The sequence below is a fragment of the Curtobacterium sp. PvP017 genome (genome assembly GCF_054060195.1).
In genome coordinates this window covers 222,800-245,490 of record NZ_JBSSCY010000005.1, presented here as the reverse complement: position 1 = coordinate 245,490, position 22,691 = coordinate 222,800, and the positions used below count along the sequence as shown (strand labels likewise).

Genomic DNA, 22,691 nt, shown 5'->3' with positions numbered 1-22,691 from the left:
GCCAGCTACATCGTTGGGGAAGGCTTGGTTCGTCGCGCCGCGACGGGCTCGGCGTGCTTCGCGAGTGCACGGTAGATGGTGGTGCGGCTAACGCCGAGCACGTCGCCGATCTGCGCGACGGTCATGTCCTGCTGTTCGTAGAGCCGGCGTGCGGTGCGCACCTGGTCCGCGGAGAGCCGAGATGGTCGGCCGCCGGTGCGGCCGCGGGCTCGAGCGGCGGCGAGGCCGGCGTTGGTGCGTTCCTTGATGAGGTCCCGTTCGAACTCCGCCAACGCGGCGAAGACGTGGAACACGAGCCGGCCGCCGGGCGAGGTGGTGTCGATGGTCTCCTGCAGGGACCGGAACCCGATGCCGCGCTCGGCGAGAGCGTGCAGCTGATCGATGAGGTGCCGGATGGACCGGCCGAGCCGGTCGAGTCGCCAGACGACGAGAGTGTCGCCGGGGCGGAGCTGGTCGAGGAGCTTGTCGAGCTCGGGCCGGTGTTGGAGCGACCCGGACATGGTGTCGACGAACACGCGGTAGCAGCCAGCGGCGTTGAGCGCGTCGATCTGCAGCGACGCGTCCTGGTCTGTGGTGGACACGCGCGCATACCCGAGAAGGTGACCCATGAAGAGAACGTAGCGAAACTCGACCAGGAGGGGTAGTGGCGGCACGTAGATTCTGGGACTGGGTTCCGCTACAAGACACGGCGCCTCGCACCCGGACTGAGCGCCGGTACGGATAGTTGTAGCGGAATCGTTCGTATTTGTTACGTCTGCCGCGCTCGCGCGGCGAGCCGGAGTGCTTGCACGGAACGGAGGTGTTGTTCCGATCGGTGGCGGCCGTTGGCGGGAGACGGATGTGGTGCTGCGATGACCGGAAGGAGTCGGGGGTGCTCGTCCAGGGTGAAGTGTCGCATGACGCCGTCGAGGGCAACGGCCCCGTACGTGACGATCGCAGTGAGAGCGGGGAGGGCCGCGAGCAGTGTGGCGAGGGCATGCCGCCCCTCGTCGATGTCCTCGAGTCGCACGCGGTCGGGCAGTTCCCATGGGACAAGGTTCCAGCGGACGTACTCGCCGCGTGCGAGTCCGGACTCGATACGGGCTGCTCGGAACGCGGCCGCGGTCGGGCCCGGGTTGTCCTCGCTGCAGATCGCTGCGTGCGCTGCGGCGATGGTCTGGGGGCCAGGCGACTGCATCAGGACCAGGACACGGCTGAATCTGCCGCCGGATCGTGGGTCGAAGCTCGGGACGAACCGTCGGCTGCCGTCGGGCGCGGTCCGCCACGTCTCCGCGAGACCGTTCAGCGATCGAACGTCAGCGAGTTCCTCGGGGGTACTCATGCCGGCTGTGGCGGTGCCAGCAGGGTGCCACGGATGACGGATCCGTGAAAGGTGCGAAGGGCAACGGTGATCCATGCGGCGACGAGGCCGGCGTAGTAGATGACGGCGAGGACGGCAACGACGGTCAGGCCTGAGTGCAGGGCGAGCCCGTTCAGGCCGGTGACGCAGGTCCCGACGGGGAACGTGAAGGACCACCAAGTCAGGCTGAACGGCAAGTGTTCGCGGGCAGTGCGGATGGTGATCGCGAGGGCGATGACGGTCCACAGCAGCGCGAAGCCGAGCATCGCGAACCCGTACACCAGCGCCACGACCAGCAGGGCATGCGCGGTACTCGCATCGACAATGGTGGGGGCGTTCGATGCGAGGAGGTTCACCGCGGTGATCGACTGTCCGACCGGCCCGAGGACGATCCACAGAGTCGGGACCATGCCGGCGGCCCCGACCTTGTGCTGCGCGAGACGGTTCCAGATCAGCGTGATCACGACCAGCGACGTGATGAGGCTGAGGCCGAAGAAGCCGTAGCAGGACCACAGCAGCGTCTCCCGCGCCTGCCCGGCGGGGGCGTACGGCAGCAGGAGCGCACCGGTGGAGGCGGACACCATCGGCGGGACGATCGGCATCAGCCAGCCGCCGAACGCGGAGTCGGGCTTGTTCTCGTGGCGGGTGAACGCCAGGTACGGCACGAGCACTGCCGTGAGCAGTCCTCCGATGGTGCCGATGGTCCACAGGACCCAGTCGATGGTGACGGCGGCGGGCAGGCCGACCCAGTCCTTGCCGAGCAGGAGTGTCCCGGCGCCGACGGTGAGGAACGCCATCGGTGGTGCGCCGTAGAAGTGCGAGATCACCGGGTTGAGCTGGTGCCCGGCTGCAGTGCTCCGGTAGCGGATCCAGTGCAGCACCGTCGCGGTCGTGAGGGCGACGAGGAGCACCGCGGCGATCGCCCACACGACCGTCGCCGCGAGGCGCAGCCCGGGGAACTGCAGCGGCAGTGACGCAGCTGCGACAGCGACGATCCCCGTGCCCATGATCGACGCGAACCAGTTCGGTGTGAGATTCGACACGATCAGGCCTGGCCGCTCCAGGTCACGGAACAACGCCGTCTGCGGCCGTTGGGGCAGCTGGCTACCGTTCGCGGGTGCAGGGTCCGTGCGGAGCGTTGTCATGGGCCAAGCCTGCGCGAATCCTGCCTCTGGCGGTACCCGGAACCTCTTGGCAGGGCACAATCAATGATTGTGGCACTACGGCGACTCACGGACCGAACCCTCGACCTCGACACACTCGACGTGCTCGCACGCGTCGCCGAGACCGGCTCCCTCTCCGCTGCCGCTGGAGCGCTCGGCGTCACGCAACAGGCAGTGTCTGCTCGGATCCGGGTCGCCGAGCGCATGGTCGGTCACTTGTTGGTGCACCGCTCGACCACGGGGTCGGTGCTGACCGAGACCGGCAGGCTCGTCGTCGGGCTGGCCGGACCGGTCCTCGACGCGTCTCGCCACCTCGAAGCAGGAGTGGCTGCGCTGCGGACTCCCACGGGTTCGCTCGTCGTCGCAGCGTCACAGACGATCGCGGAGCTGCTGCTGCCGGGCTGGCTGCTCGAATTCCGCCGCCGCGAACCCGACGTGCGGGTGCGCCTGATCGCGGGCAACTCCGCCGCGGTGACGGACCTCGTGCAGTCGGGTGGCGCGAACCTCGGGTTCACGGAGACCCCGGTGACGGCGGCAGGTGTGTCCGCGCAGGTGATCGCGGACGATGAGCTCGCGGTCGTCGTTGCGCCGGAACATCCCTGGGCTCGGTCGACCGGGATCACTGCGGAGGTCCTGGCGGCGACGGCTCTGCTCCTGCGGGAAGAAGGTTCCGGAACTCGCGCGACCCTCGCCGCATGGCTCAGGGAGGCCGGTTTGAGCATGTCGGTTCCGGCCGCGGTGCTGGAGACCACGAGCATCATCCGGGCGAACGCGCAGGCTGGAATTGCACCGGCGGTGATGAGCCTTCGCACGGTCGCCGCCGACATCAACGACGGGTCGCTGGTGCGGGTCCCGCTCGCTGGGCCGCCACTTGCCCGGCCGTTGCGGGCGATCTGGTCGGGAGAGCCTCAGCCAGCTGGTTCTGCTTTCCTGCGCGTCGCCCACGAGGTGACCGGTCGGGGTCAGCGCAGCCCGTAGGGCAGCTCCGGATTGTTCTCCGCGATCTCGGTGAGCCGGTTGTACTTGGCGACGCGTTCTCCGCGGGCGGGTGCGCCGGACTTGATCTGTCCGGTTCCGGTGCCGACGACGAGGTCCGCGATGAACGTGTCGGTGGTCTCGCCGGACCGGTGCGACACCATGCTCCGCATCCCGAGCGAGCGTGCGACGCCGATCGCGTCGAGGGTCTGGGAGACGGTGCCGATCTGGTTCGGCTTGATGAGCGCCGCGTTCGAGAGCCCGTCCTTCCCACCGTCGCGGATGCGCTGCGGATCGGTGACGTAGAGATCATCGCCGACGATCTGGAGCATGTCGCCGAGCGCGAACGACATCGCCTTCCAGCCGCCGTGGTCATCTTCGGAGAAGCCGTCTTCGATGCTCCGGATCGGATACCGGCTGATGAGGTCGCGGTAGTAGTCGACCATGCCTGCGCGGTCGAGCCGGCGGTCCACGACCCGGTAGCTACCGTCACCGAGCGCGAACTCGTTCGCCGCCGGGTCGAGTGCGATCGCGACGGTGTCCACGCCGGGCTCGTAACCGGCGGCACTGATCGCGGCGACGAGGAGGTCGAGGGCCTCCTCGGGCGCGGCGATCGACGGGGCGAAGCCGCCTTCGTCCCCGAGACCGAGACTGCCGAACCGTTCCCGGACCAGTGCCGCCAGCGCGTGGTAGACGTCCGATCCGATCCGAACCGCGTCGGTCATGGTCTCGGCGTTCACCGGGGCGATCATGAACTCCTGGAAGTCGAGCGCGTTCGCTGCGTGCGCTCCGCCGTTGAGCACGTTGAAGTGCGGGACGGGCAGGCGGGGCGTGCTGCCGGTGACGTCTGCGATCCAACGCCAGAGCGGCAGCTCCGCTGCGGCGGCGAGAGCGCGTGCCATCGCGATCGAGGTCGCGACGACACTGTTCGCGCCGAGCCGGCGGTGGTTCGGGGTGCCGTCGAGGGCAGCGAGGGCGGCGTCGGCCTGCCCGATCGAGGTCCACGACTGGCCGGTGATCATCGGTGCGACGTCCGTCGTGATGAGGTGCAGTGCCTGGCTCACGTCGCGGCCGCCGTAGCTGCTGCCGCCGTCGCGAAGCTCGACAGCCTCATGCGCGCCAGTGGATGCGCCTGCGGGGGCGTCACCGGTGACGACGGTGCCGTCCTCGAGCTCGAGACGCACCTGGATCGTCGGGTAGCCGCGGGAGTCGAGGATCCGGGAGCCGTGCAGGCTGCTGATGGTGACGGGGCGGCTGGTGTGGGTCACGTACTCGCCCTGATGGTGGGTGGTGTGGTGGACGTTGCTGATGTAGTCGTTCACGGCGGTTGTCGCCTTTCGGGTTGGTCGTGCGGGTGTGGGCCGCGGGGAGGCGGAGGGACGACCTCCTGGCGATCACTGGGCGCCAGTTGCCTCCCCACGGCGGTTCAGGGCGCGCACTGGATGGTGTCGGGTGCGCGGGTGCCGGTCAGGGGTGCGGGGTGAACCGTTCCTGTGCGGCGCGGATGATGGCTTCGGCGTCGACACGGTTCGCCCACCCGTTGGTGGTGACGTGCTTGCCGTGCTCGATCTCCTTGTAGTGGGCGAAGAAGTGCTCGATCTCCGCCAGGACCGGCTCGGCGACGTCGGAGATGTCCTGGACGTGGTCGAAGCGGACGTCTCCGGCGGGGACGGTGAGGATCTTGTCATCGCCGCCGTTCTCGTCGACCATGCGGAGCATCCCGACCGGGCGGACGTCGATGACGACGCCGGGGAACGTGGGCCGGGGCAGCAGCACGAGCGCGTCGAGGGGGTCGCCGTCATCGCCGAGAGTGTCGTCGATCGAGCCGTAGTCCTGCGGGAACACCATGCTGGTGAACACCGCCCGGTCCAGGCGGATCCGTCCGGTGGCGTGGTCGACCTCGTACTTGTTGCCGCTGCCGCGGGGGATCTCGATCGTGATGTCGAAGTGCATGAGCTGTTCGTCTCCCAGTCGGATGGTCAAGTGAGGGTGCCGAGGGTGACGCCCCCGGCGGCTGCGGCGACGGAGACGACGAGCATCCCGAGCCCGTTCACGGCAGCCGCGGTGGTGCGGCCAGTGCGTGCGAGGCGGACGGTCTCGAAGCTGGCGGTGCTGAACGTGGTGTAGCCACCCATGAGCCCTGTTCCGAGCACCGCGACGGGGGTGGCGCCGAGGTGACCGGCGGCGCCGGTGATCAAGCCCAGCAGGAACGAGCCGGTGATGTTGATCGTCAGCGTCCCGACCGGGAGCCGGAACTGCCGACCCCGGTTGATCGCACCATCCACGAAGAACCGTGCGGCCGCGCCGACACCGCCAGCGACCGCGACGCTGAGGAAGGCCAGGGCGCTCATGATGTGGCCCCGTTCGGTCGGACCAAACCCGCGATCGCGAGGCCGCTACCGGTGGCGATCGCGCCGGCGAGGACCGTCAGGAGCGCGTACCCGGTGCCGGCCAACCCGCGGCCAGCGAGGAACAACACCGCGGTGCTGGTCGCGAGGGTGCTGTAGGTGGTGAACCCGCCGAGGACACCGGTTCCCAGAAGCAGGCGCAGTGTCCGGCGGCGACCCTCGTCAGGTCCGCGATGCGCGAGGTGTTCCAGCAGCACACCCAGTAGGAGCGCGCCGGCGATGTTGATCCAGAAGATCGCCCAGGACACCTCCTGCTGAGCGGGGAACGCGGTGCTGAGTCCGTCGCGTGCGGCGGTACCGATGGCGCCGCCGAGTGCGACGACACCGAGGTACCGCCACCGCAGATGCACTGGCCGGTCGATACGTTCCGGGTCGTTGGCGTCGATGTCTGGGTCGGGCGGGAGCTGCCCATCGGGCAGGTGCGTGTCCGTTCGGGAGGTCATGTTCCACCTTCCGCAGCGACCGCTGCCGCTGCTGCTCGTGCTGCCGGATGCAGGTACTCCCCACCCCGCGGACAGAACCCACCGTCGCCGTCGAACCGGTAGATCAGGGGTTCGCCCGTGGGGAGGTTCAGGTCCGCGAGCTCACCGTCAGTTAGGCCGTCCATGCAGGCACACAGTGCCCGCAGTGAGTTGCCGTGCGCGACGACGAGCACTGTCTGCCCGTCGCGGAGTGCCGGGGTGATGCTGTGCGACAGGACGGGTTGGACCCGGCGGATGACGTCGGAGAGTGTTTCGGTTCGACGAAGTGCCGCCCACGGCAGTCCACGAAGCGCCGGCGTCCGCCGGAGCGCCAGCCACGCGCGGATCGACATGCGTGGTGGCCGTCCCGTGCGGGTCCGACGAACAGCGAAGAACTGCTCCGCCCCCAACGCCGCTTGCGCATTCTGCTTGGACATGCCGGTGAGGGCGCCGTAGTTCCGCTCGTTCAACCGCCACGTCGACTCGATCGGCGCATCACGTCCGAGGACGTCGGTGACGAGCTCCGCCGTGTGGAGCGCCCGCTCGAGCGTCGACGTGAGCACGAGGTCCGGTCGGATGCCGGCATGCAGAAGTAGCAACCCAGCCCGATTCGCTTCGGCGCTGCCCTGTTCGGTCAGCGCGACGTCTCGCAAGCCGGTGAAGGTACCGGCAGCGTTCGCAGTGCTCTGTCCGTGGCGGAGCAGAACAAGCTGGCCGGTCACGGGGTGTCCCACGGCAGTGGGGCATCGAACCCGACCGGATCAACGGGCACTACGAGCACTGAACGGTGCTGCTGATGGGTCAGCCGTACCGCGACCGACCCCGTGAAGAACTCCGCGATTCGACCCGCTCCCGTCCTGGCCCCGACGACCAGCATCGCCGCGTCGCGGTCTTCGGCCACTTGCGACAGTGCCCGGCTCGGATCCCCGACACCCGGGACGAACGTGACGTCGACGCCGTAGGTCGTTGCGGCAGCACGTACTGCCGCCTTGTCACTGTCCGACAAGCCCTGCGGTGTCGTGTCAGCGGTGTCAGGGTCGATCGGTTCCACCATCACCGACCCGTCCGAGCGCGTACCGGCATCGAAGAGCGATGCATCCACGCTGACGCACACCAGCGTCGTACCGAAGCGCCGCGCGATAGACGACGCAACCTCGATGACCCCCGGAGCGAGGCCGGGCAGGACGCCGACGACGACCGGTCCGGAACCGATTGGTGCTGTCATGACACTCCCTACCTCAGGCGCGCAGAAGCGCGACCAGCTGAGATAGGGACTGTTGTCGACAACTGTCGAGGTTGGGTCCGGCAAGCCCCACTACCGGGTCCGAAGACACCACCATTATGCACCCGAACCCCAAGTCACGCGGGCCGTCTCGCGCACCCGCGACGTCCCGACACCGAAGGAAGCGATTCCGACGACACGGAGCGAAGCTGCCCACAGTCTCACATGGGTGGTCCGCTGATTGTCGCAGTGAGGGAGCCCTATGCGTACGACCCACGACAGCCGCCGGAACGAAGAAGCCCACCGAGATACTCGGTGGGCTTCTGTCGTCGTGTCAGACACGTTTCGGTCGGGCTGACAGGATTTGAACCTGCGACCCCTTGACCCCCAGTCAAGTGCGCTACCAAGCTGCGCCACAGCCCGCGAGTTCCGGAGAACTCAGGATCCCGGAGGATCCTCGCCCGCGTCCGACCGGAGCGCGAGCGACCGGTCCAGCATAGCGGACGTCAGACCCCCTCCGTGCCACGGCGCGTCGGACCGAGCGCGCAGCCAGAGCCACCGGAACGAGCACGCATGCACCCTCAGCCCGGCCGCACCACCTCGCGCCGCGCCGCCAGCCACGGCAACCCGAGCCCGACGAGCAACCCACCGGCCCCGTCCGCGGCCAGGTCCCCGATCGTGTCGTCGTAGCCGACGTAGATCGCCGAGTCGACGAAGTTGTGCCCGAGCCACTCCCCCATCTCCCACGCCGCCCCGATCGCGAGTCCCGCACACAGTCCGAGGATCGCGACGACCACCCGTCGCTCCCCGTCCGGCGCCGGCACCGCGCGCAGGTCGGCGCCGATGACGTAGAGCACGGCGGCGAGCAGCCCGGTGAGGACGACGTGCATGAACTTGTCCCACAGGAACACGCTCGTGTACCACTCGAGCACGCTCGACCACCCCGCGAGGAGCACGAGGACGCACACTGCGAGGTCGAACGCGGGCCGCAGCCCGAGCATCCGCGGCACCACAACCCCGAGCAGCGACAGCGCCATCACCGGCAACGCAGTACCGCCCCACCCGATGCTCGCGACGACAAGGCTGACGAGCGTCAGGGCACGCACCACGTCGGCCACCAGGAACTTCGGGCGCAGGAACGTCGGCCCGAGCGTGGCGATCACGACGCCCACCGCACGACCGCGTGCACGGCCGCGTGGTCGGAGGGCCACACCCCGCCCGGCCGCCGGTTCGACACGGCGACCCGCTCGACGGTCGCGTCCGGCGTCACGAGGACACCGTCGATGCGCCGGCCGCCGACACGTGGACTCCCGTAGTGCGGGTACGTCCCGTACGGCTCACCCACCTGCCGGGAGGCCCGCCCCCAGCTGTCGACGACACCAGCGTCCGCCAGTACCCGCCATGGTGCGGATCCTGCCGGGCTGTTCCAGTCGGCCATCACGACGGCGGGCAGGCCGCGCTGTCGCACGATCCGGCCGAGCAGTTCGGCGGATCGCAGCCGGGCCCACGGCGAGGCGACGTCGAGGTGGGTGGCGATCGCCAGGAACTGGACGCCGGTCGCGCGGTCGTCGACGACGGCGCCGACGGCGTGCCGGGGGAACGACGTGGCCCACGAGCGGGATCCCGGACGGTGCGGCGTGCGGGAAAGAGCCCACGTGCGGCGCTCGACGACGTCGAGGCGCGAGCGGTCGAGGAAGAGCCCGACCTGTTCACCACCGCCGCGCGCGCCGCGCCCGGCCAGGACGGGTTCCCAACCGGACCCGAGGCCGGCCGTCAGGTCGTCTGCCTGCGCGGGGAGGGCCTCCTGGACGGCGAGGACGGTGGGCGCTTCGGACGTGACGAGCGCGGCGATCGCGTCGCGGCGACGCTCCCAGGCGTCCGGGTGCGCGGGCGGCCGCGGCACGCGGCGCCGCACGTTCAGGGTCATGCAGTGGACCTCGGGCGACCGGACGGCTCCGATGAGAGGGTGGTCGTCGAGGTGGTGGGGCATGCCTCCCTTCTACGAGACGACACCCGTCGGATTCCCAGGGACCTCTCCGCGTGGCTCGTAGGGTGGCCCGATGCGTTCTCGTCCCACCCCTCGTGTCCTCGTCGCGATCGCGGTCTCCGGACTGCTGCTCGGAGCCGCCGGGTGCACCTCGAGCGGCCCGGACACGAGCCGCCCGACCCTCGCGAAGGCCACGGCGGGGACGGTCACGGTCGCCGACGCCTCCGACGCTGCAGCACGGTCGGTGCGGGTGAGCAAGGCCCTGTTCGCGAGTGCTCCCGGCGCGATCGTGGCGACGGCCGGCGATGCCGACGCGATCTCCGATGCCGCGAAGGCCGCGGCGAGCGCCCACGTTCCGGTCCTGCTGACCGCGAAGAACGAGCAGGACACGAAGGGCGGCGCTGCCGTCGCCCGCGAACTCGACCGGCTCGGGGCCGACTGGTACCAGGCCGAGGGCGACGTGTCGCTCGACACGGACGTCGACGAGCGGAAGGCGCCGGAGGGTGGCGACGCGCCGGAGTCGACCCGGGCCTCCCGGCAGGCGACCGTGGTGGTGGCGGACGCCAGTGCGGACGCTGCTGCCGTGGCGACCGCGAAGGCCGCCGGCGCTCGTGTGGTGACCATGCCGAGGGGCGTGACCGACCCGGCTGCCGCACCCGACGTGGTGACGGCGCTGCACGAGCGAGCGAAGCACCCGACGGTCCTCGTCGGTGCGGCGTTCGACGCGCTGCAGGACCCGGAGTGGACGGTGCGCGCGGCCGAAGGCGGCTTCCAGCTGCGGAACGGCGGGCAGCGACCCTTCGACGGGCACCGCTACGTGGCGCTGTACGGGGCTCCCGGGTCGCCGGCGCTGGGCGTGCTCGGCGAGCAGGGGCCGGAGGCCACCGTCCGTCGTGCTGAGCAGGTCGCGAAGCCGTACCGGGCGGAGTCCGACGAGCTCGTGACGCCCGCGATGGAGGTCATCGCGACCGTCGCTGCGGGTGACGCCGGGGCGGACGGCGACTACTCGACGGAGCTGCCGGTGTCGACGCTCGAGCCCTACGTCGATGCCGCCCACGACGCCGACATGCCCGTCATCATCGACCTGCAGCCGGGCCGCTCGGACTTCCTGTCGCAGGCGAAGAAGTACGAGTCGCTGCTGCAGAAGCCCGGTGTCTGGCTGGCGCTCGACCCGGAGTGGCGGCTGACGAAGGACCAGGTGCCCCTGCAGCAGATCGGGAGTGTCTCGGCGTCCGAGGTGAACGAGGTCTCCTCGTGGCTGGCTGCGCTCGTGCGCAAGGAAGGGCTGCCGCCGAAGGCCCTGGTGCTGCACCAGTTCCGGCTGTCGATGATCCAGGACCGTTCCGCGCTCGAGACCCACCCGGAGCTCGACATGCTCGTGCACGTCGACGGGCAGGGCTCGCAGCCGGACAAGCAGGCGACGTGGAAGGCGCTGCACCAGGGCGCGCCCGAGGGCCTGCACTGGGGCTGGAAGAACTTCTACGACGAGGACACGCCCATGCTGACGCCCGGGCAGACGATGTCCGAGGTGTCGCCGACTCCTTCCCTGGTCACGTACCAGTAAGCGCGTTCCGTCGCGTTGTCCACAGTCTGGAGGCGCGGGTCGGGTTTCGTCGGTCGGTGCTGACAGCATGGGGGCATGGAAACCACCGCCCCGCCTTCTGCAGACATCGCCGCCGAGGCACAGCAGGCGCTCGCTGCGCTCACGGGGCGTCCCGACGCGGTCTTCCACCCCGGCCAGCTCGAGGCGATCTCCGCCCTGGTCGAGCACCGACAGCGTGCCCTGGTCGTGCAGCGCACCGGGTGGGGCAAGTCCGCCGTGTACTTCCTCGCGACCCTGCTGCTCCGTCGCCGTGGTGGCGGCCCGACCGTCCTGGTCTCGCCGCTGCTGGCACTGATGCGCGACCAGGTGGCAGCGGCTGCCCGCGCGGGGGTCCGTGCGGTGTCGATCAACTCCGCGAACGCGCACGAGTGGGGCGAGACCCAGGCAGCCCTTGCCCGTGACGAGGTCGACGTGCTCCTCGTCTCCCCCGAGCGCCTGAACAACCCGAAGTTCCGCGACGAGCAGATGCCGACCCTGATCGCCCGGATGGGCATGCTCGTGGTCGACGAAGCGCACTGCATCTCGGACTGGGGCCACGACTTCCGGCCGGACTACCGCCGCTTGGCCGAGCTCATCCGCTCGCTCCCCCACGGAGTCCCCGTCCTGGCGACGACCGCGACGGCGAACGAGCGCGTGGTCGAGGACGTCGCCGAGCAGCTGACCGCCGGCCCGGCCGACCCGGTCTTCACCATCCGTGGGTCGCTCGCCCGGGCCTCGCTGCGGCTCGGCGTGCTGACGCTTCCGGATGCCCGGCAGCGGCTCGGCTGGCTGCTCGCGCACCTCGGCGACCTGCCCGGCAGCGGCATCATCTACACGCTCACGGTCTCGGCGGCCGAGGACATCGCCCGACTGCTGCGTGACAACGGGTACGCCGTCCGCGCCTACACGGGGCGCACCGACACCGACGAGCGGGAGCAGCTCGAGCAGCAGCTCAAGGGCAACGAACTGAAGGCCCTCGTCGCCACGAGTGCGCTCGGCATGGGGTTCGACAAGCCGGACCTCGGGTTCGTCGTGCACGTCGGCGCTCCCTCGTCGCCCGTCGCCTACTACCAGCAGATCGGTCGTGCGGGTCGTGCCACCGACAACGCCGACGTGCTGCTGCTGCCCGGGCGTGAGGACCGCGAGATCTGGCAGTACTTCGCCAGCGCGTCGATGCCGACCGAGGCCCGTGCTTCGGCCGTGCTCGGCGCCCTGTCCACCGACACCGCGATGTCGACGGTCGCCCTCGAGGGCCTGGTCGACATCAAGCGCTCCACCCTCGAACTCCTGCTCAAGGTGCTCGACGTCGACGGGGCGGTCCGACGCGTCACCGGCGGCTGGGTCTCGACCGGACAGCCGTGGCAGTACGACGCCCCGCGGTACGAGCGGGTCGCTGCGGCACGCGCTGCCGAGGCCGCGTCGATGCTCGACTACGAGTCCACCTCGGCCTGCCGCATGCAGCTGCTGCAGCAGGACCTCGACGACCCCTCCGCAGAGCCCTGCGGCCGCTGCGACAACTGTGCCGGGGCGTGGTTCCCGACCTCGGTCTCCGACTCGGATTCGTCCGGCGCGGCTGCTGCGCTCGACAAGGTCGGCGTCGAGATCGCCCCGCGTGCCCAGTGGCCCTCGGGGATGTCGTCGCTCGGGGTCTCGGTGCGGGGCAAGATCGGCGCCGACGAACTCGTGCAGCCCGGCCGCGCGGTGGCTCGTCTGACCGACCTCGGCTGGGGCGGACCGCTGCGTGCACTGTTCTCGCCGTCCACACCCGACGCCCCGATCTCGCGCGAGCTCGTCGACGGCTGTGTGCGGGCGCTCAAGGTCTGGCCGTGGGAGACCCGGCCGACCGGCGTCGTGGCGATGTCCTCGCGGTCACGGCCGCAGCTCGTGGGGTCGCTCGCCCAGGCGCTGTCGACGATCGGGCGGCTGCAGTTCCTCGGCACGCTCGACCGGAACGGCGGCACACCCCGCGGCGACGGTGCGACGAACAGCGCTTACCGGTTGTCCGGCGTCTGGGACACGTTCCAGGTCGGGCCGGAACTCGCGGAAGCGCTGCAGTCGCACCAGGGCCCGGTGCTGCTCGTCGACGACCTGGTCGACAGCCGGTGGACGGTGACCGTCGCGGGCCGCGAGCTCCGGCGTGCCGGGGCCGCCGCCGTGCTGCCCTTCGCGCTGGCCACGGTCGCGTAGCCGCCGCGGGCGCTAACGGCGGGCGGGCTTGGGGAACGTGGCGCGCATGTGGTCGGTGGTGAGCACGTCGCCGATGCCGATCATGAGCAGTGAGAACACGATCTGCTCGATCACCATCCAGAACGGGTACAGCCCGGGGATCGCCGCGACGATGAGCGTCACGATCGGGAAGATCCGGCTGAACAACCGCACCCGCTGGTACGCCCAGTAGTACCCGAGCTGTGCCCGCCACGCGAACACGTAGAGCGTCAGGGTGATGAGCAGCACGACCGTCGCCCGGAACCACACCGCCCACGGCACGGTCTCCCCCGCGCGCGTCAGCAGCACGGCCACGACGATGGCGGCGAGTCCGACGATCGTCTCGGCGACGAGCAGCCACCGGATCCAGCGGAACGACCGAACGGTGTCGGGGTGCTCGAGCATGTCCTGCCGGATGACGTACCCGCCCTGACGGCCTCCGGCCAACCGGTCGAGCCGGAGTCGGCACCACGCGCGGTCGGCGAGACCACCGAGTCCGTCGTTGCGCTGCGTCACCAGTACATCGTGCCGCATCGAATGACCGTCGGCGTACCGCGCCGACCGCTCAGTCGCTCGGGACGAGTGCCGCGCCACCCAGCACCGTGCCGGTCGCCGCGTCGAGCAGGACGAGGGAACGGACCTCGTCGGGCAACGTCCACGGCTCGCCGAGCACGACGGTCAGCCCCTCTTCGAGACCGGCGGCCTGGAAGACGTCGAAGGACTCCCCCGCTGGCGTCCACGTCGGATCCTCCCCACCCGTCACGGTCCCACCGGACAACACGATGTCGACCGGCCCCGTCGTCCCCGTCTCCAGGTGCGCGATCTCGACCGCCAGCGTGGCGTCGCCCGTGTTCCCGGCGATGTGGACGTGGCCCGAGGCAGCGGCGCCGTCGATGCCGACGATGTCCCCGGAGACCGGCGGAACCCGGCGCCACCACGGTTCGATCGGCGACGAGTCGACCGGTTGCACGGCCGGGGACTCCTCGGGCAGGGGTTCGCCCAGGCCGTTCGACGGCCGCAGCCCCTCCGCGGGGGACCGCGCGGGTTCGGGGACGGCTCGATCGGAGCGGGTGACGAGGTCGTCCTCGGCTGGGGCGTGCGAGACCGTCCAGAGCGACACCGAGCCGACGACGACCACGGCGACGAGGACTCCCACCAGGGCGAGCCGACGTCGATCCGTTCCCCACCGCCCGATGCGCACGCTCCCATGGTGCCGCACCGACGCTGCGGACGCGATCCGGGCCTCCCGGCCGAACGCGAACGCGAACGCGAACGCACAACGCACAACGCGCCCCGTGCAGACGGGACGCGTTGTGTGTGGTGCGGCTGCGACTCAGCGCTTCCGGCGCTCGCGCACCCGCATGTTGACGTTGATCGGGGTGCCGGAGAAGCCCCAGACCTCGCGGAGTCGACGGGTGATGAACCGTCGGTACTGCGGGTCGAGGAACGCCGACGTGAAGAGCACGAACGTCGGCGGCTGGCTCGACGCCTGGGTCCCGAACAGGATGCGGGGCTGCTTGCCGCCGCGCACGGGGTGGGGGTGCTCCTGGACGAGCTCGGCGATGAAGGCGTTGACCTTGCCGGTGGGGATGCGGGTGTCCCACGACTCGAGGGCGGTCTCGAGCGCCGGCACGAGCTTCTCGAGGTGACGGCCGGTACGGGCGGAGATGTTCACGCGCGGGGCCCAGGCGACGTGCGCCAGGTCCTGCTCGATCTCACGCTCGAGGTAGCGGCGACGTTCGTCGTCGAGCAGGTCCCACTTGTTGTAGGCCAGGACGAGCGCACGGCCCGACTCGAGCACGAGGTCGATGATGCGGAGGTCCTGCACGGACACCGGCTCGGTGACGTCGAGGACGACGACGGCGACCTCGGCCTTCTCGAGCGCGGCGGTCGTGCGGAGCGACGCGTAGAAGTCGGCACCCTGCTGCATGTGGACGCGCTTCCGGATGCCGGCGGTGTCGACGAACCGCCACACCTTGCCGCCGAGCTCGATCTGCTCGTCCACCGGGTCGCGGGTGGTGCCGGCGATGTCGTTCACGACGACGCGCTCTTCACCGGCGGCCTTGTTGAGCAGCGAGCTCTTGCCGACGTTCGGGCGGCCGAGGATCGCGACGCGGCGGGGGCCGCCGACCTCCTGCTTGGCGACGGCCGAGGTGTCGGGCAGCGTCTTGATGATCAGGTCGAGCAGGTCCGCGACGCCACGGCCGTGCAGGGCCGACACCGGGTGCGGCTCGCCGAGCCCGAGGTTCCAGAGCTCGTAGGCGTCGAGTTCACGGCGCTCGTCGTCGGCCTTGTTCGCGACGACGATGACGGGGCGGTCGGTGCCGCGGAGCATCTTGACGACGTGCTCGTCGGTGGCGGTGATCCCGACCGTGACGTCGACGACGAACAGGACGGCGTCGGCGAGGTCGATCGCGACCTCGGCCTGCGCGGCGACCGAGGCGTTGATGCCCTCGGCGCTGGGCTCCCAGCCGCCGGTGTCGACGAGCGTGAAGCGCTTGTCGTTCCAGTCGGCCTTGTAGCTGACGCGGTCACGCGTGACGCCGGGGACGTCCTGCACGACGGCCTCGCGACGACCGAGGATGCGGTTGACGAGCGCGGACTTGCCGACGTTCGGGCGGCCGACGATCGCGAGCACCGGGTAGGCGGGCAGGTAGTGGACGCCGTCCTCGCCGACCTGGCCGCCCTCGAGCAGGGCGAGGTCCTCGTCCTCGAGGTCGTACTCCTCGAGCCCGGCGCGGAGCGCGGTGGCGCGCTGCTCGGCCTCGGCCTCGTCGAGTCCGGCGAGCCGCTCGCCGAGGGCGTCGTCGTACTGGGGGAAGTCGTCGTTGTCCGGGTTGTCCAACTGAGCCATGGTGGGTTCCTCGCGAGCGGCCGGAGCCGCGGTGTCGGTGGCCGTTCCCGGCCGGGCCGGAGTTCCGGCCGTGGTGTGACCAGGCGGCCGAGGCCGTCCGGTCGTGCGTCAGTGCGTGGCCGCGCGGGCCAGGTCGACGACCGCCTGCACGGTCTGGTCGAAGTCGAGGTCGGTGGAGTCGAGCGTCGTGACGCCGTCCGCGGCGTTCATGAAGTCGACGACCTTCGCGTCCGCCGCGTCTCGGCGAGCGAGTGCGGCGGAGGTCTCTGCGGCCGACTGGGTCGTGACCTCCGCCGAGCGCCGGGCCATTCTAACCGACTCGTCGGCCGTCAGCAGGATCCGGACCTCGGCGTCGGGTGCGACCACCGTGGTGATGTCCCGTCCCTCGGTGATGATGCCCGGTGCGTCGGTCTTCCGCATCACGTTCCGGAACAGCTGCACGAGGCGGTGCCGGACGTCCGGGAGCTTGGCGATGTGGGCGACCGCACCCGTCACGTCCGGGGTGCGGATCGCGTCGGTGACGTCGGTCTCCCCCACGCGCACGTAGTAGTCGTCGGGGTCGGTGCCGATTGCGTAGTCGAAGGTGTCCCAGCTCGCCAGGATCGCCGCCGCGTCGTCGAGGTCGACCCGCTGCTGCAGGGCGTGCCAGGCGAGCGCACGGTAGGCGGCGCCGGTGTCCTGGTAGCCGTAGCCGAGGGCACGGGCGGCCGCGCGGGACACGCTCGACTTGCCGCTGCCCGCGGGACCGTCGACCGCGATGACGATCTTCGCGACGTAGGCGCCGTCGGTGAGACCGGCCGGTACCGGGGCGCTGGTCGAACCGGGCTCGCCGCCGGGTTCGCCGAGGCCGCCGGCCGGACCGCCGAGTGCGCCGCCGTCGCCGCTGCCGCTGAGCGGACCGCCGGCACCACCCTGGCCCGGGGTCGGGAGACCGGTGTCGGGCCCGTCCGGGCCGCCGGTCACACCGGATTCGTTCGTCGCTGCGTTCGTGTCGTCGTTCAGGCCCATGCTGCTGCGATCCTCCATCCGCGCCCCTCGAGTTCCTCGACGAGTCGCTGTTCCTGCTCGGGCAGCACCGACACCTCGACGATGCCGATCTGCGCGCCCGGTGAGTGCTCGAGGCGCATGTCCTCGAGGTTGATGCCGATCTCCCCGATGAACGTCAGGAGCGCGGCGATCTGCCCGGGGGTGTCGTCGACGAGGACGACCACCTGGGCGAAGCGCTTGGTGGTGCCGTGCTTGCCCGGCAGCCGTTCGACACCGCGGTTGCCGGCGGCGATCGTCTCGGCGATGGTGCGCGGCGAGCCGACGCCGTCCGGGTCGCCAAGGGCGTCGATCACACGCGAGAGGTCGTCGCGCAGGTCGGTGAGCACCGGCCGGATGTGCCCGGCGTTCGCCCCGATGATCTGCACCCAGAGTCCGGGGTCGCTCGCGGCGATGCGCGTGACGTCGCGGACGCCGCCGCCGGCCAGGCCGAGCGAACCGTCCGGGGCGTCCCGCAGACGTGAGGCCATGAGGGTCGACACGAGCTGCGGTGCGTGCGAGACGTACGCCACGGCGAGGTCGTGCGACTCGGGGTCCATCGGGACGACGGTGGCCCCGACGTCGAGCGCGAGGTCCTCGACCACCGCGGCACGCTGGTACGTGATGCCGTCGTGCCCGGCGATCACCCACGGGCGTCCGACGAACAGGTCGGCGCGGGCGGCGGTCGGACCGCTGCGCTCGCGTCCGGCCATCGGGTGCGAGCCGATGTAGCGGGTGACGTCGGCACCGGCGGCAACCAGGGCGGCCAACGGACCGGACTTCACGCTGGCGACGTCGGTCACCACGGCGCTCGGGTGGGCGGCGAGCTCACGCTCCACCACGGTCGCGACGACGTCCGGCGGCACCGCGACGACGACGAGCTCCGGCTGGTCGCCGGCTGCCGGTCGACGCCCGGCACCGTAGTCCACGGCGAGCGCCAACGCGGCCGGCGACACGTCGTCGAGGACCACGTCCACGCCCTTCTCGCGCAGGGCCAGCCCGATCGAGGCGCCCAGCAGCCCGGCACCGACGACTCGGACCGGGCCGCGCAGACGGCGGTCGATGTCGGTCGGGGTCACGTCGGTCACCGGGCAAGCCTACCGACCGAGCACGGTCAGTCCGCCGTCTCGTCGTCCCACTCGTCGTCCTCGCCCTGGTCGAGGGCGACGTCGCGGTCGTCACGAGCGGAGGGCTTGGCGTCACGGACCGTTCCGAGCAGCTTGCCGACCTCGACCGTGCCGAGCTCACGCATCTTGCCCGGCGGCAGACTGCCGAGGTGCAGCGGCCCGAACGAACGACGGACGAGTTCGAGGACCGGGTGGTCGACGGCCTCGAGCATGCGTCGGACGATCCGGTTGCGGCCGGAGTGCAGCGTGATCTCGACGAGCGACTCACCCCGCGAGGACTCGAGCAACCGCACCTTGTCGGCCTTGATGGGACCGTCCTCGAGCTCGACGCCCTCGGTCAGACGCTGCACCACGGCGGGGTTCACGTTGCCGTGCACCTTCGCGATGTACGTCTTCTGCACCCCGAACGACGGGTGCGCCAGCACGTGCGCCAGGTCACCGTCGTTCGTCAGGACGAGCAGCCCGGAGGTCTCGGTGTCCAGGCGGCCGACGTTGAACAGGCGCTCCTCGTAGCGGTCCACGAACTCGGTCAGGTCGCGGCGACCGCGCTCGTCCTGCAGGCTCGAGACGACACCGGTCGGCTTGTTCAGCACGATGTACCGCCGCGAGGAATCGATCTGCACCGGCACGCCGTCGACCGAGATCGCGTCGGTCGCGGGGTCGACACGACGCCCGAGGGCGTCCACGACCTGGCCGTTGACCGTCACGCGGCCCTCGACGATCAGGTTCTCCGCGACTCGGCGAGATGCCACGCCCGCAGCGGCGATCACCTTCTGCAGGCGCTCCCCCTCTGCCTGGAGGCCCGGCTCGGCCCCGGCAGTCGCCGTCCCGTCCGCCGCGTCCCAGTCCTCGATGATCGGCCGTTCGGGCGTGCCCTCCACCGGGATGCCGTTGCTGTCGCGCTCACCGCTCGGCTTCGGCGTGGTGCGGCCGTTGGCGGCGTTGCTGCTCTTGCCGGGGCGGTCGCTGTTGCGGACGCTCGTGGTGCCGCCGACGTAGCGACGACCGTTGTGCCACACGCGGCTCTGCTGGCCGTCGGGGCCGCGGCGGTCGTCGCGGTTGTCACGCGGGGCCGAGCGGCGGTCGTCGCGGTTGTCGCGAGGCGCGGCGTTGCGGTCGTCGCGGCCGCGGTACCCACCACGGTCGTCACGGTTGTCACGCGGTGCCGAGCTGCGGTCGTCGCGACCCCGGTACCCACCACGGTCGTCGCGCGGAGCCGAACTGCGGTCGTCGCGACCCCGGTACCCACCACGGTCGTCACGCGGAGCCGAGTTGCCCCGGTATCCGCCACGGTCATCACGGGGCGGGGCGCTGCGGTCGTCGCGCCCGCGGTACCCACCACGGTCATCACGCGGCGCCGAACTGCGGTCATCGCGACCCCGGTACCCACCACGGTCATCGCGCGACGCCGAGTTGCCCCGGTACCCACCACGGTCATCACGCGGAGCCGAGCCGCGGTCATCACGACCCCGGTATCCGCCACGGTCATCACGCGGCGCCGAGTTGCCCCGGTACCCACCACGGTCATCACGCGGAGCCGAGTTGCCCCGGTATCCACCACGGTCATCACGGGGCGCCGAGCTGCGATCGTCGCGCCCGCGGTAGCCGCCACGGTCATCGCGCGGCGCCGAGCTGCGATCGTCGCGCCCGCGGTACCCACCACGGTCATCGCGCGGCGCCGAGCTGCGATCGTCACGACCGCGGTAGCCACCACGATCATCACGCGGCGCCGAACCGCGGTCATCGCGACCCCGGTACCCACCACGGTCACCACCGCGGTCGTCGCGCGACGGGTACCCGCCACGACGGTCGTCGTCGCGCGGCGGACGTGCGCCCCCGCGGTCGTCGCGCCCGTACCCGCCGGAGCGGCCACCGGCACTGGAGCCGGCCCCGCCGCGGCCGGGAGCCGAACGCCCGGGGCGATCCGGGCCTCCTGAGCGTCCGTTGCGGTCGTCTCGGTCTCGGGGCGCGCCGCGCCCCCGGTCGTCAAACCCGGCCATCGGGGATCCCTTCGTTCTGCCCGAAGCCGTCCGCACCGTCGTCCAGGAGGGGCGAGATGAGCGGCAGCTCGTCGAGCGAGTTGATGCCGAGCTGCTGCAGGAGCAGATCGGACGTGACGTAGTTGATGGCGCCGGTCTCGGAGTCGGTGAACGACTCCTCGATGAGACCGCGCGCGACCAGCGTTCGGACGACGCCGTCGACGTTGACGGCACGGATCGCCGCGATCTGGGATCGCGTGATCGGTTGCTTGTAGGCGACGACCGCCAGGGTCTCGAGCGCGGCCTGCGACAGACGCGAGGGGCGCTCGGCCTCGACGAACTGCTCGACGACGGCGTCCAGGTCCTGGCGGACGTAGAAACGCCAGCCGCCGCCGACCTCGCGGAGTTCGAACCCGCGTCGGATCGTGCCGTCGACACCGTCGAAGTCCGCGACGAGGCGCTCGATCGCCTGGCGGACGGCGGGCACCGGGGCGTCCACGGCGGCGCCGAGTGCGACGAGCGACTGGGGCTCGTCGGCGATCATCAGGATCGCCTCGAGCTGGCGGTCGAGCGGAATCGCCGGGTGCGCCTGCGGGGCGCGGTCGTGCTCGGCGCGCTCGTAGATCGCGTGCTCGATCGCGCGGGCATCGGCCATCTCGTCGGCGCCGCCGGGTTCGGCGCTGGACGCGTCGTGTGCGTCATCCGTCATAGTCGGCTCCCAGGTTGGCGAGGCTCTCGTCGGACCAGTCCTCGGCGGTCCACCGGAGCGTGAGTTCCCCGAGCGGCTCGAGTTGTTCGAACGAGATCGATGCGTTCCGGTACAGCTCCAGGATCGCGAGGAAGCGAGCCACCACGATACCCGTCTGGTCGACGCCCGCGACCAGTTCGCGGAACGAGACGCCCTCGCCGTCGTGTGTCCGCAGGATCGAGACGACGATCGCGGCCTGCTCGCGGATGCTGATGAGCGGCGCGTGCAGGTGGTCGAGACCGACCGTCGGGATCTCCCGCGGGGCGAACGCCAGCGCCGCCAGCGCAGCGAAGTCCTGCACCGACAGCGTCCACACGAGCTCGGGCGTGCGCGCGCGGAACCGCTCCTCGAGCCGGACGCTGCGGACGTGCCGACGCGACTCCACGCCCCAGCGTTCGCCGAACCAGTCGGCGGCCTGCTTGAACGCCCGGTACTGCAGCAGCCGCGCGAACAGCAGGTCGCGGGCCTCGAGCAGGGCGACGTCCTCGGCGTCCACGAGCTCACCCTGCGGCAGCAGCCCGACGATCTTCAGGTCGAGCAGGGTCGCGGCGACGACCAGGAACTCGCTGGCCTCGTCGAGCTCGTCCGCCGACTCGGCCTGGCGCACGTACTGGATGAACTCCCCCGTGACCGCGCCGAGCGAGACCTCGGTGATGTCGAGCTCGTGCTTCGTGATGAGCGACAGCAGGAGGTCGAACGGGCCGTCGAAGTTGGCGAGTCGGACCCGGAACCCCGGCTCAGGCGACGGCGCCACGCTGGACGAGCTCTCGTGCGAGCTGCCGGTAGGCGTGGGCGGCGGCGTGGTCGGGCGCCGTCTGGGTGATCGGCCGCGCGGAGACCGTGGCGTCGGGGAACTTCACGGTGCGTCCGATGACGGTGTCGAGGACCCGGTCGTCGAACGTGTCGACGACGCGCTCCATGACCTCGCGCGAGTGCAGGGTGCGGGAGTCGTACATGGTGGGCAGGATGCCGTCGAGCGTCAGTGCCGGGTTGAGTCGGTCGCGCACCTTGTCGATCGTCTCGATGAGCAGGGCGACACCGCGCAGGGCGAAGAACTCGCACTCGAGCGGGATGAGCACACCGTGCGCCGCGGTCAGGGCGTTGACGGTGAGCAGACCGAGCGACGGCTGGCAGTCGACCAGGATCACGTCGTAGTCGTTCGCGACCTTGCGCAGCACGCTCGCCAGGATCTGCTCGCGGGCGACCTCGTTGACCAGGTGCACCTCGGCCGCGGACAGGTCGATGTTCGCGGGGATCACGTCGAGCCCCGGGGTGTTGGTCGGCTGGATGACCTGGATCGGGTCCTTCACGGCGCCCATGAGCAGGTCGTAGACGGTGTGGATGTCGTGCGTGCGGACACCGAGACCCGCCGAGAGCGCACCCTGCGGGTCGAAGTCGACGGCCAAGACCTTGCGGCCGTACTCCGCCAGCGCTGCACCGAGGTTGATCGCCGTCGTGGTCTTGCCGACGCCGCCCTTCTGGTTGCAGAGGGCGATGATGCGCGCGGGGCCGGTGCTGTCGAGTTCCTCGGGCACGGGGAACTCCCGGACAGGACGACCCGTCGGACCGATGGAGGTCGCGCCGGTGGGGTTGGTCGTCGGGTTCGTGCTCACCCGGC

Annotated in this window: 23 protein-coding genes and 1 tRNA gene; 3 read left to right on the top strand and 21 right to left on the bottom strand. The window is 70.7% G+C overall.

Features of this window, described 5'->3' with window-relative positions; all coding sequences use genetic code 11:
- Positions 1-5: 5 nt before the first annotated feature.
- The 3 genes from ACVKXF_RS12190 to ACVKXF_RS12180 form a co-directional block, all read right to left on the bottom strand.
- Positions 6-608, bottom strand: coding sequence for a recombinase family protein (locus ACVKXF_RS12190; protein ID WP_055960814.1), 603 nt, complete (start codon positions 606-608; stop codon positions 6-8).
- A 140-nt stretch (positions 609-748) separates the two neighbouring features.
- Positions 749-1,177: a uracil-DNA glycosylase family protein gene (locus ACVKXF_RS12185; RefSeq protein WP_228506156.1), complete on the bottom strand. Its 429-nt coding sequence runs from the start codon at positions 1,175-1,177 to the stop codon at positions 749-751.
- Positions 1,178-1,317: 140 nt separating this feature from the next.
- Positions 1,318-2,382, bottom strand: coding sequence for a TDT family transporter (locus tag ACVKXF_RS12180; protein WP_456795848.1), 1,065 nt, complete (start codon positions 2,380-2,382; stop codon positions 1,318-1,320).
- 165 nt (positions 2,383-2,547) lie between these two features.
- On the opposite strand from ACVKXF_RS12180, the gene ACVKXF_RS12175 reads away from it, so the two are divergent.
- The gene (locus ACVKXF_RS12175; protein WP_208385475.1) at positions 2,548-3,480 is read left to right on the top strand and encodes a LysR family transcriptional regulator; all 933 of its coding nucleotides are present in this window, start codon (positions 2,548-2,550) and stop codon (positions 3,478-3,480) included.
- Here ACVKXF_RS12175 and eno read toward each other — a convergent pair.
- The 9 genes from eno to ACVKXF_RS12130 form a co-directional block, all read right to left on the bottom strand.
- Positions 3,465-4,799 carry a phosphopyruvate hydratase gene (gene eno, locus ACVKXF_RS12170; RefSeq protein WP_083393829.1) on the bottom strand — a complete coding sequence of 445 codons (1,335 nt, stop codon included), beginning with the start codon at positions 4,797-4,799 and terminating at the stop codon, positions 3,465-3,467. The two genes, ACVKXF_RS12175 and eno, sit on opposite strands and share 16 nt — an antisense overlap.
- Positions 4,800-4,944: 145 nt before the next feature.
- Positions 4,945-5,430: an inorganic diphosphatase gene (locus ACVKXF_RS12165; RefSeq protein WP_055960822.1), complete on the bottom strand. Its 486-nt coding sequence runs from the start codon at positions 5,428-5,430 to the stop codon at positions 4,945-4,947.
- Between the two features lie 26 nt (positions 5,431-5,456).
- Positions 5,457-5,828 carry a fluoride efflux transporter FluC gene (locus ACVKXF_RS12160; protein WP_055960823.1) on the bottom strand — a complete coding sequence of 124 codons (372 nt, stop codon included), beginning with the start codon at positions 5,826-5,828 and terminating at the stop codon, positions 5,457-5,459.
- The gene (locus ACVKXF_RS12155) at positions 5,825-6,235 is read right to left on the bottom strand and encodes a CrcB family protein (protein ID WP_055962328.1); all 411 of its coding nucleotides are present in this window, start codon (positions 6,233-6,235) and stop codon (positions 5,825-5,827) included. The genes ACVKXF_RS12160 and ACVKXF_RS12155 overlap by 4 nt, the downstream gene beginning before the upstream one ends.
- 89 nt (positions 6,236-6,324) lie before the next feature.
- Positions 6,325-7,068, bottom strand: coding sequence for a 2,3-bisphosphoglycerate-dependent phosphoglycerate mutase (locus ACVKXF_RS12150; protein ID WP_055960826.1), 744 nt, complete (start codon positions 7,066-7,068; stop codon positions 6,325-6,327).
- Positions 7,065-7,571, bottom strand: a complete 507-nt coding sequence (locus tag ACVKXF_RS12145; RefSeq protein ID WP_060915497.1) for a universal stress protein — start codon at positions 7,569-7,571, stop codon at positions 7,065-7,067. Before ACVKXF_RS12145 ends, ACVKXF_RS12150 begins: the two co-directional genes overlap by 4 nt.
- 346 nt (positions 7,572-7,917) lie before the next feature.
- Positions 7,918-7,991 (bottom strand) — tRNA-Pro (locus ACVKXF_RS12140).
- 158 nt (positions 7,992-8,149) lie between these two features.
- Positions 8,150-8,731, bottom strand: coding sequence for a hypothetical protein (locus ACVKXF_RS12135; RefSeq protein WP_456795847.1), 582 nt, complete (start codon positions 8,729-8,731; stop codon positions 8,150-8,152).
- Positions 8,728-9,558: an endonuclease/exonuclease/phosphatase family protein gene (locus tag ACVKXF_RS12130; RefSeq protein ID WP_456795846.1), complete on the bottom strand. Its 831-nt coding sequence runs from the start codon at positions 9,556-9,558 to the stop codon at positions 8,728-8,730. Before ACVKXF_RS12130 ends, ACVKXF_RS12135 begins: the two co-directional genes overlap by 4 nt.
- Before the next feature lie 70 nt (positions 9,559-9,628).
- Here ACVKXF_RS12130 and ACVKXF_RS12125 point away from each other — a divergent pair, with 70 nt between their 5' ends.
- On the top strand, positions 9,629-11,119 hold the full coding sequence (locus ACVKXF_RS12125; RefSeq protein WP_456795845.1) for a hypothetical protein: 1,491 nt from the start codon (positions 9,629-9,631) through the stop codon (positions 11,117-11,119).
- Between the two features lie 75 nt (positions 11,120-11,194).
- Complete coding sequence (locus tag ACVKXF_RS12120) at positions 11,195-13,324, top strand: RecQ family ATP-dependent DNA helicase (RefSeq protein ID WP_456795844.1); 2,130 nt, start codon at positions 11,195-11,197, stop codon at positions 13,322-13,324.
- Between the two features lie 12 nt (positions 13,325-13,336).
- On the opposite strand, the gene ACVKXF_RS12115 is transcribed toward ACVKXF_RS12120, so the two are convergent.
- The 9 genes from ACVKXF_RS12115 to ACVKXF_RS12075 all read right to left on the bottom strand — a co-directional run bounded on the left by ACVKXF_RS12115 (position 13,337) and on the right by ACVKXF_RS12075 (position 22,686).
- Positions 13,337-13,858 (bottom strand): hypothetical protein, encoded by a 522-nt coding sequence (locus ACVKXF_RS12115; RefSeq protein ID WP_123313552.1) that lies wholly within the window; start codon positions 13,856-13,858, stop codon positions 13,337-13,339.
- 49 nt (positions 13,859-13,907) lie between these two features.
- Positions 13,908-14,543, bottom strand: a complete 636-nt coding sequence (locus tag ACVKXF_RS12110) for a hypothetical protein (protein WP_456795843.1) — start codon at positions 14,541-14,543, stop codon at positions 13,908-13,910.
- Between the two features lie 132 nt (positions 14,544-14,675).
- Complete coding sequence (gene der, locus ACVKXF_RS12105; protein WP_456795842.1) at positions 14,676-16,196, bottom strand: ribosome biogenesis GTPase Der; 1,521 nt, start codon at positions 16,194-16,196, stop codon at positions 14,676-14,678.
- Positions 16,197-16,304: 108 nt separating this feature from the next.
- Entirely contained in the window at positions 16,305-16,961 is a 657-nt protein-coding gene (cmk, locus tag ACVKXF_RS12100; protein ID WP_111084641.1) for a (d)CMP kinase, read from the bottom strand.
- A gap of 233 nt (positions 16,962-17,194) precedes the next feature.
- Positions 17,195-18,307, bottom strand: a complete 1,113-nt coding sequence (locus tag ACVKXF_RS12095; RefSeq protein ID WP_340196219.1) for a prephenate dehydrogenase — start codon at positions 18,305-18,307, stop codon at positions 17,195-17,197.
- A 26-nt stretch (positions 18,308-18,333) separates the two neighbouring features.
- On the bottom strand, positions 18,334-19,125 hold the full coding sequence (locus ACVKXF_RS12090; protein ID WP_228510267.1) for a pseudouridine synthase: 792 nt from the start codon (positions 19,123-19,125) through the stop codon (positions 18,334-18,336).
- Between the two features lie 1,207 nt (positions 19,126-20,332).
- Positions 20,333-21,034: an SMC-Scp complex subunit ScpB gene (gene scpB / locus ACVKXF_RS12085; RefSeq protein WP_456795841.1), complete on the bottom strand. Its 702-nt coding sequence runs from the start codon at positions 21,032-21,034 to the stop codon at positions 20,333-20,335.
- Positions 21,024-21,827, bottom strand: a complete 804-nt coding sequence (locus ACVKXF_RS12080; RefSeq protein WP_456795840.1) for a segregation and condensation protein A — start codon at positions 21,825-21,827, stop codon at positions 21,024-21,026. Before ACVKXF_RS12080 ends, scpB begins: the two co-directional genes overlap by 11 nt.
- On the bottom strand, positions 21,811-22,686 hold the full coding sequence (locus tag ACVKXF_RS12075) for a ParA family protein (protein ID WP_111084609.1): 876 nt from the start codon (positions 22,684-22,686) through the stop codon (positions 21,811-21,813). The genes ACVKXF_RS12080 and ACVKXF_RS12075 overlap by 17 nt, the downstream gene beginning before the upstream one ends.
- Positions 22,687-22,691: the final 5 nt, after the last annotated feature.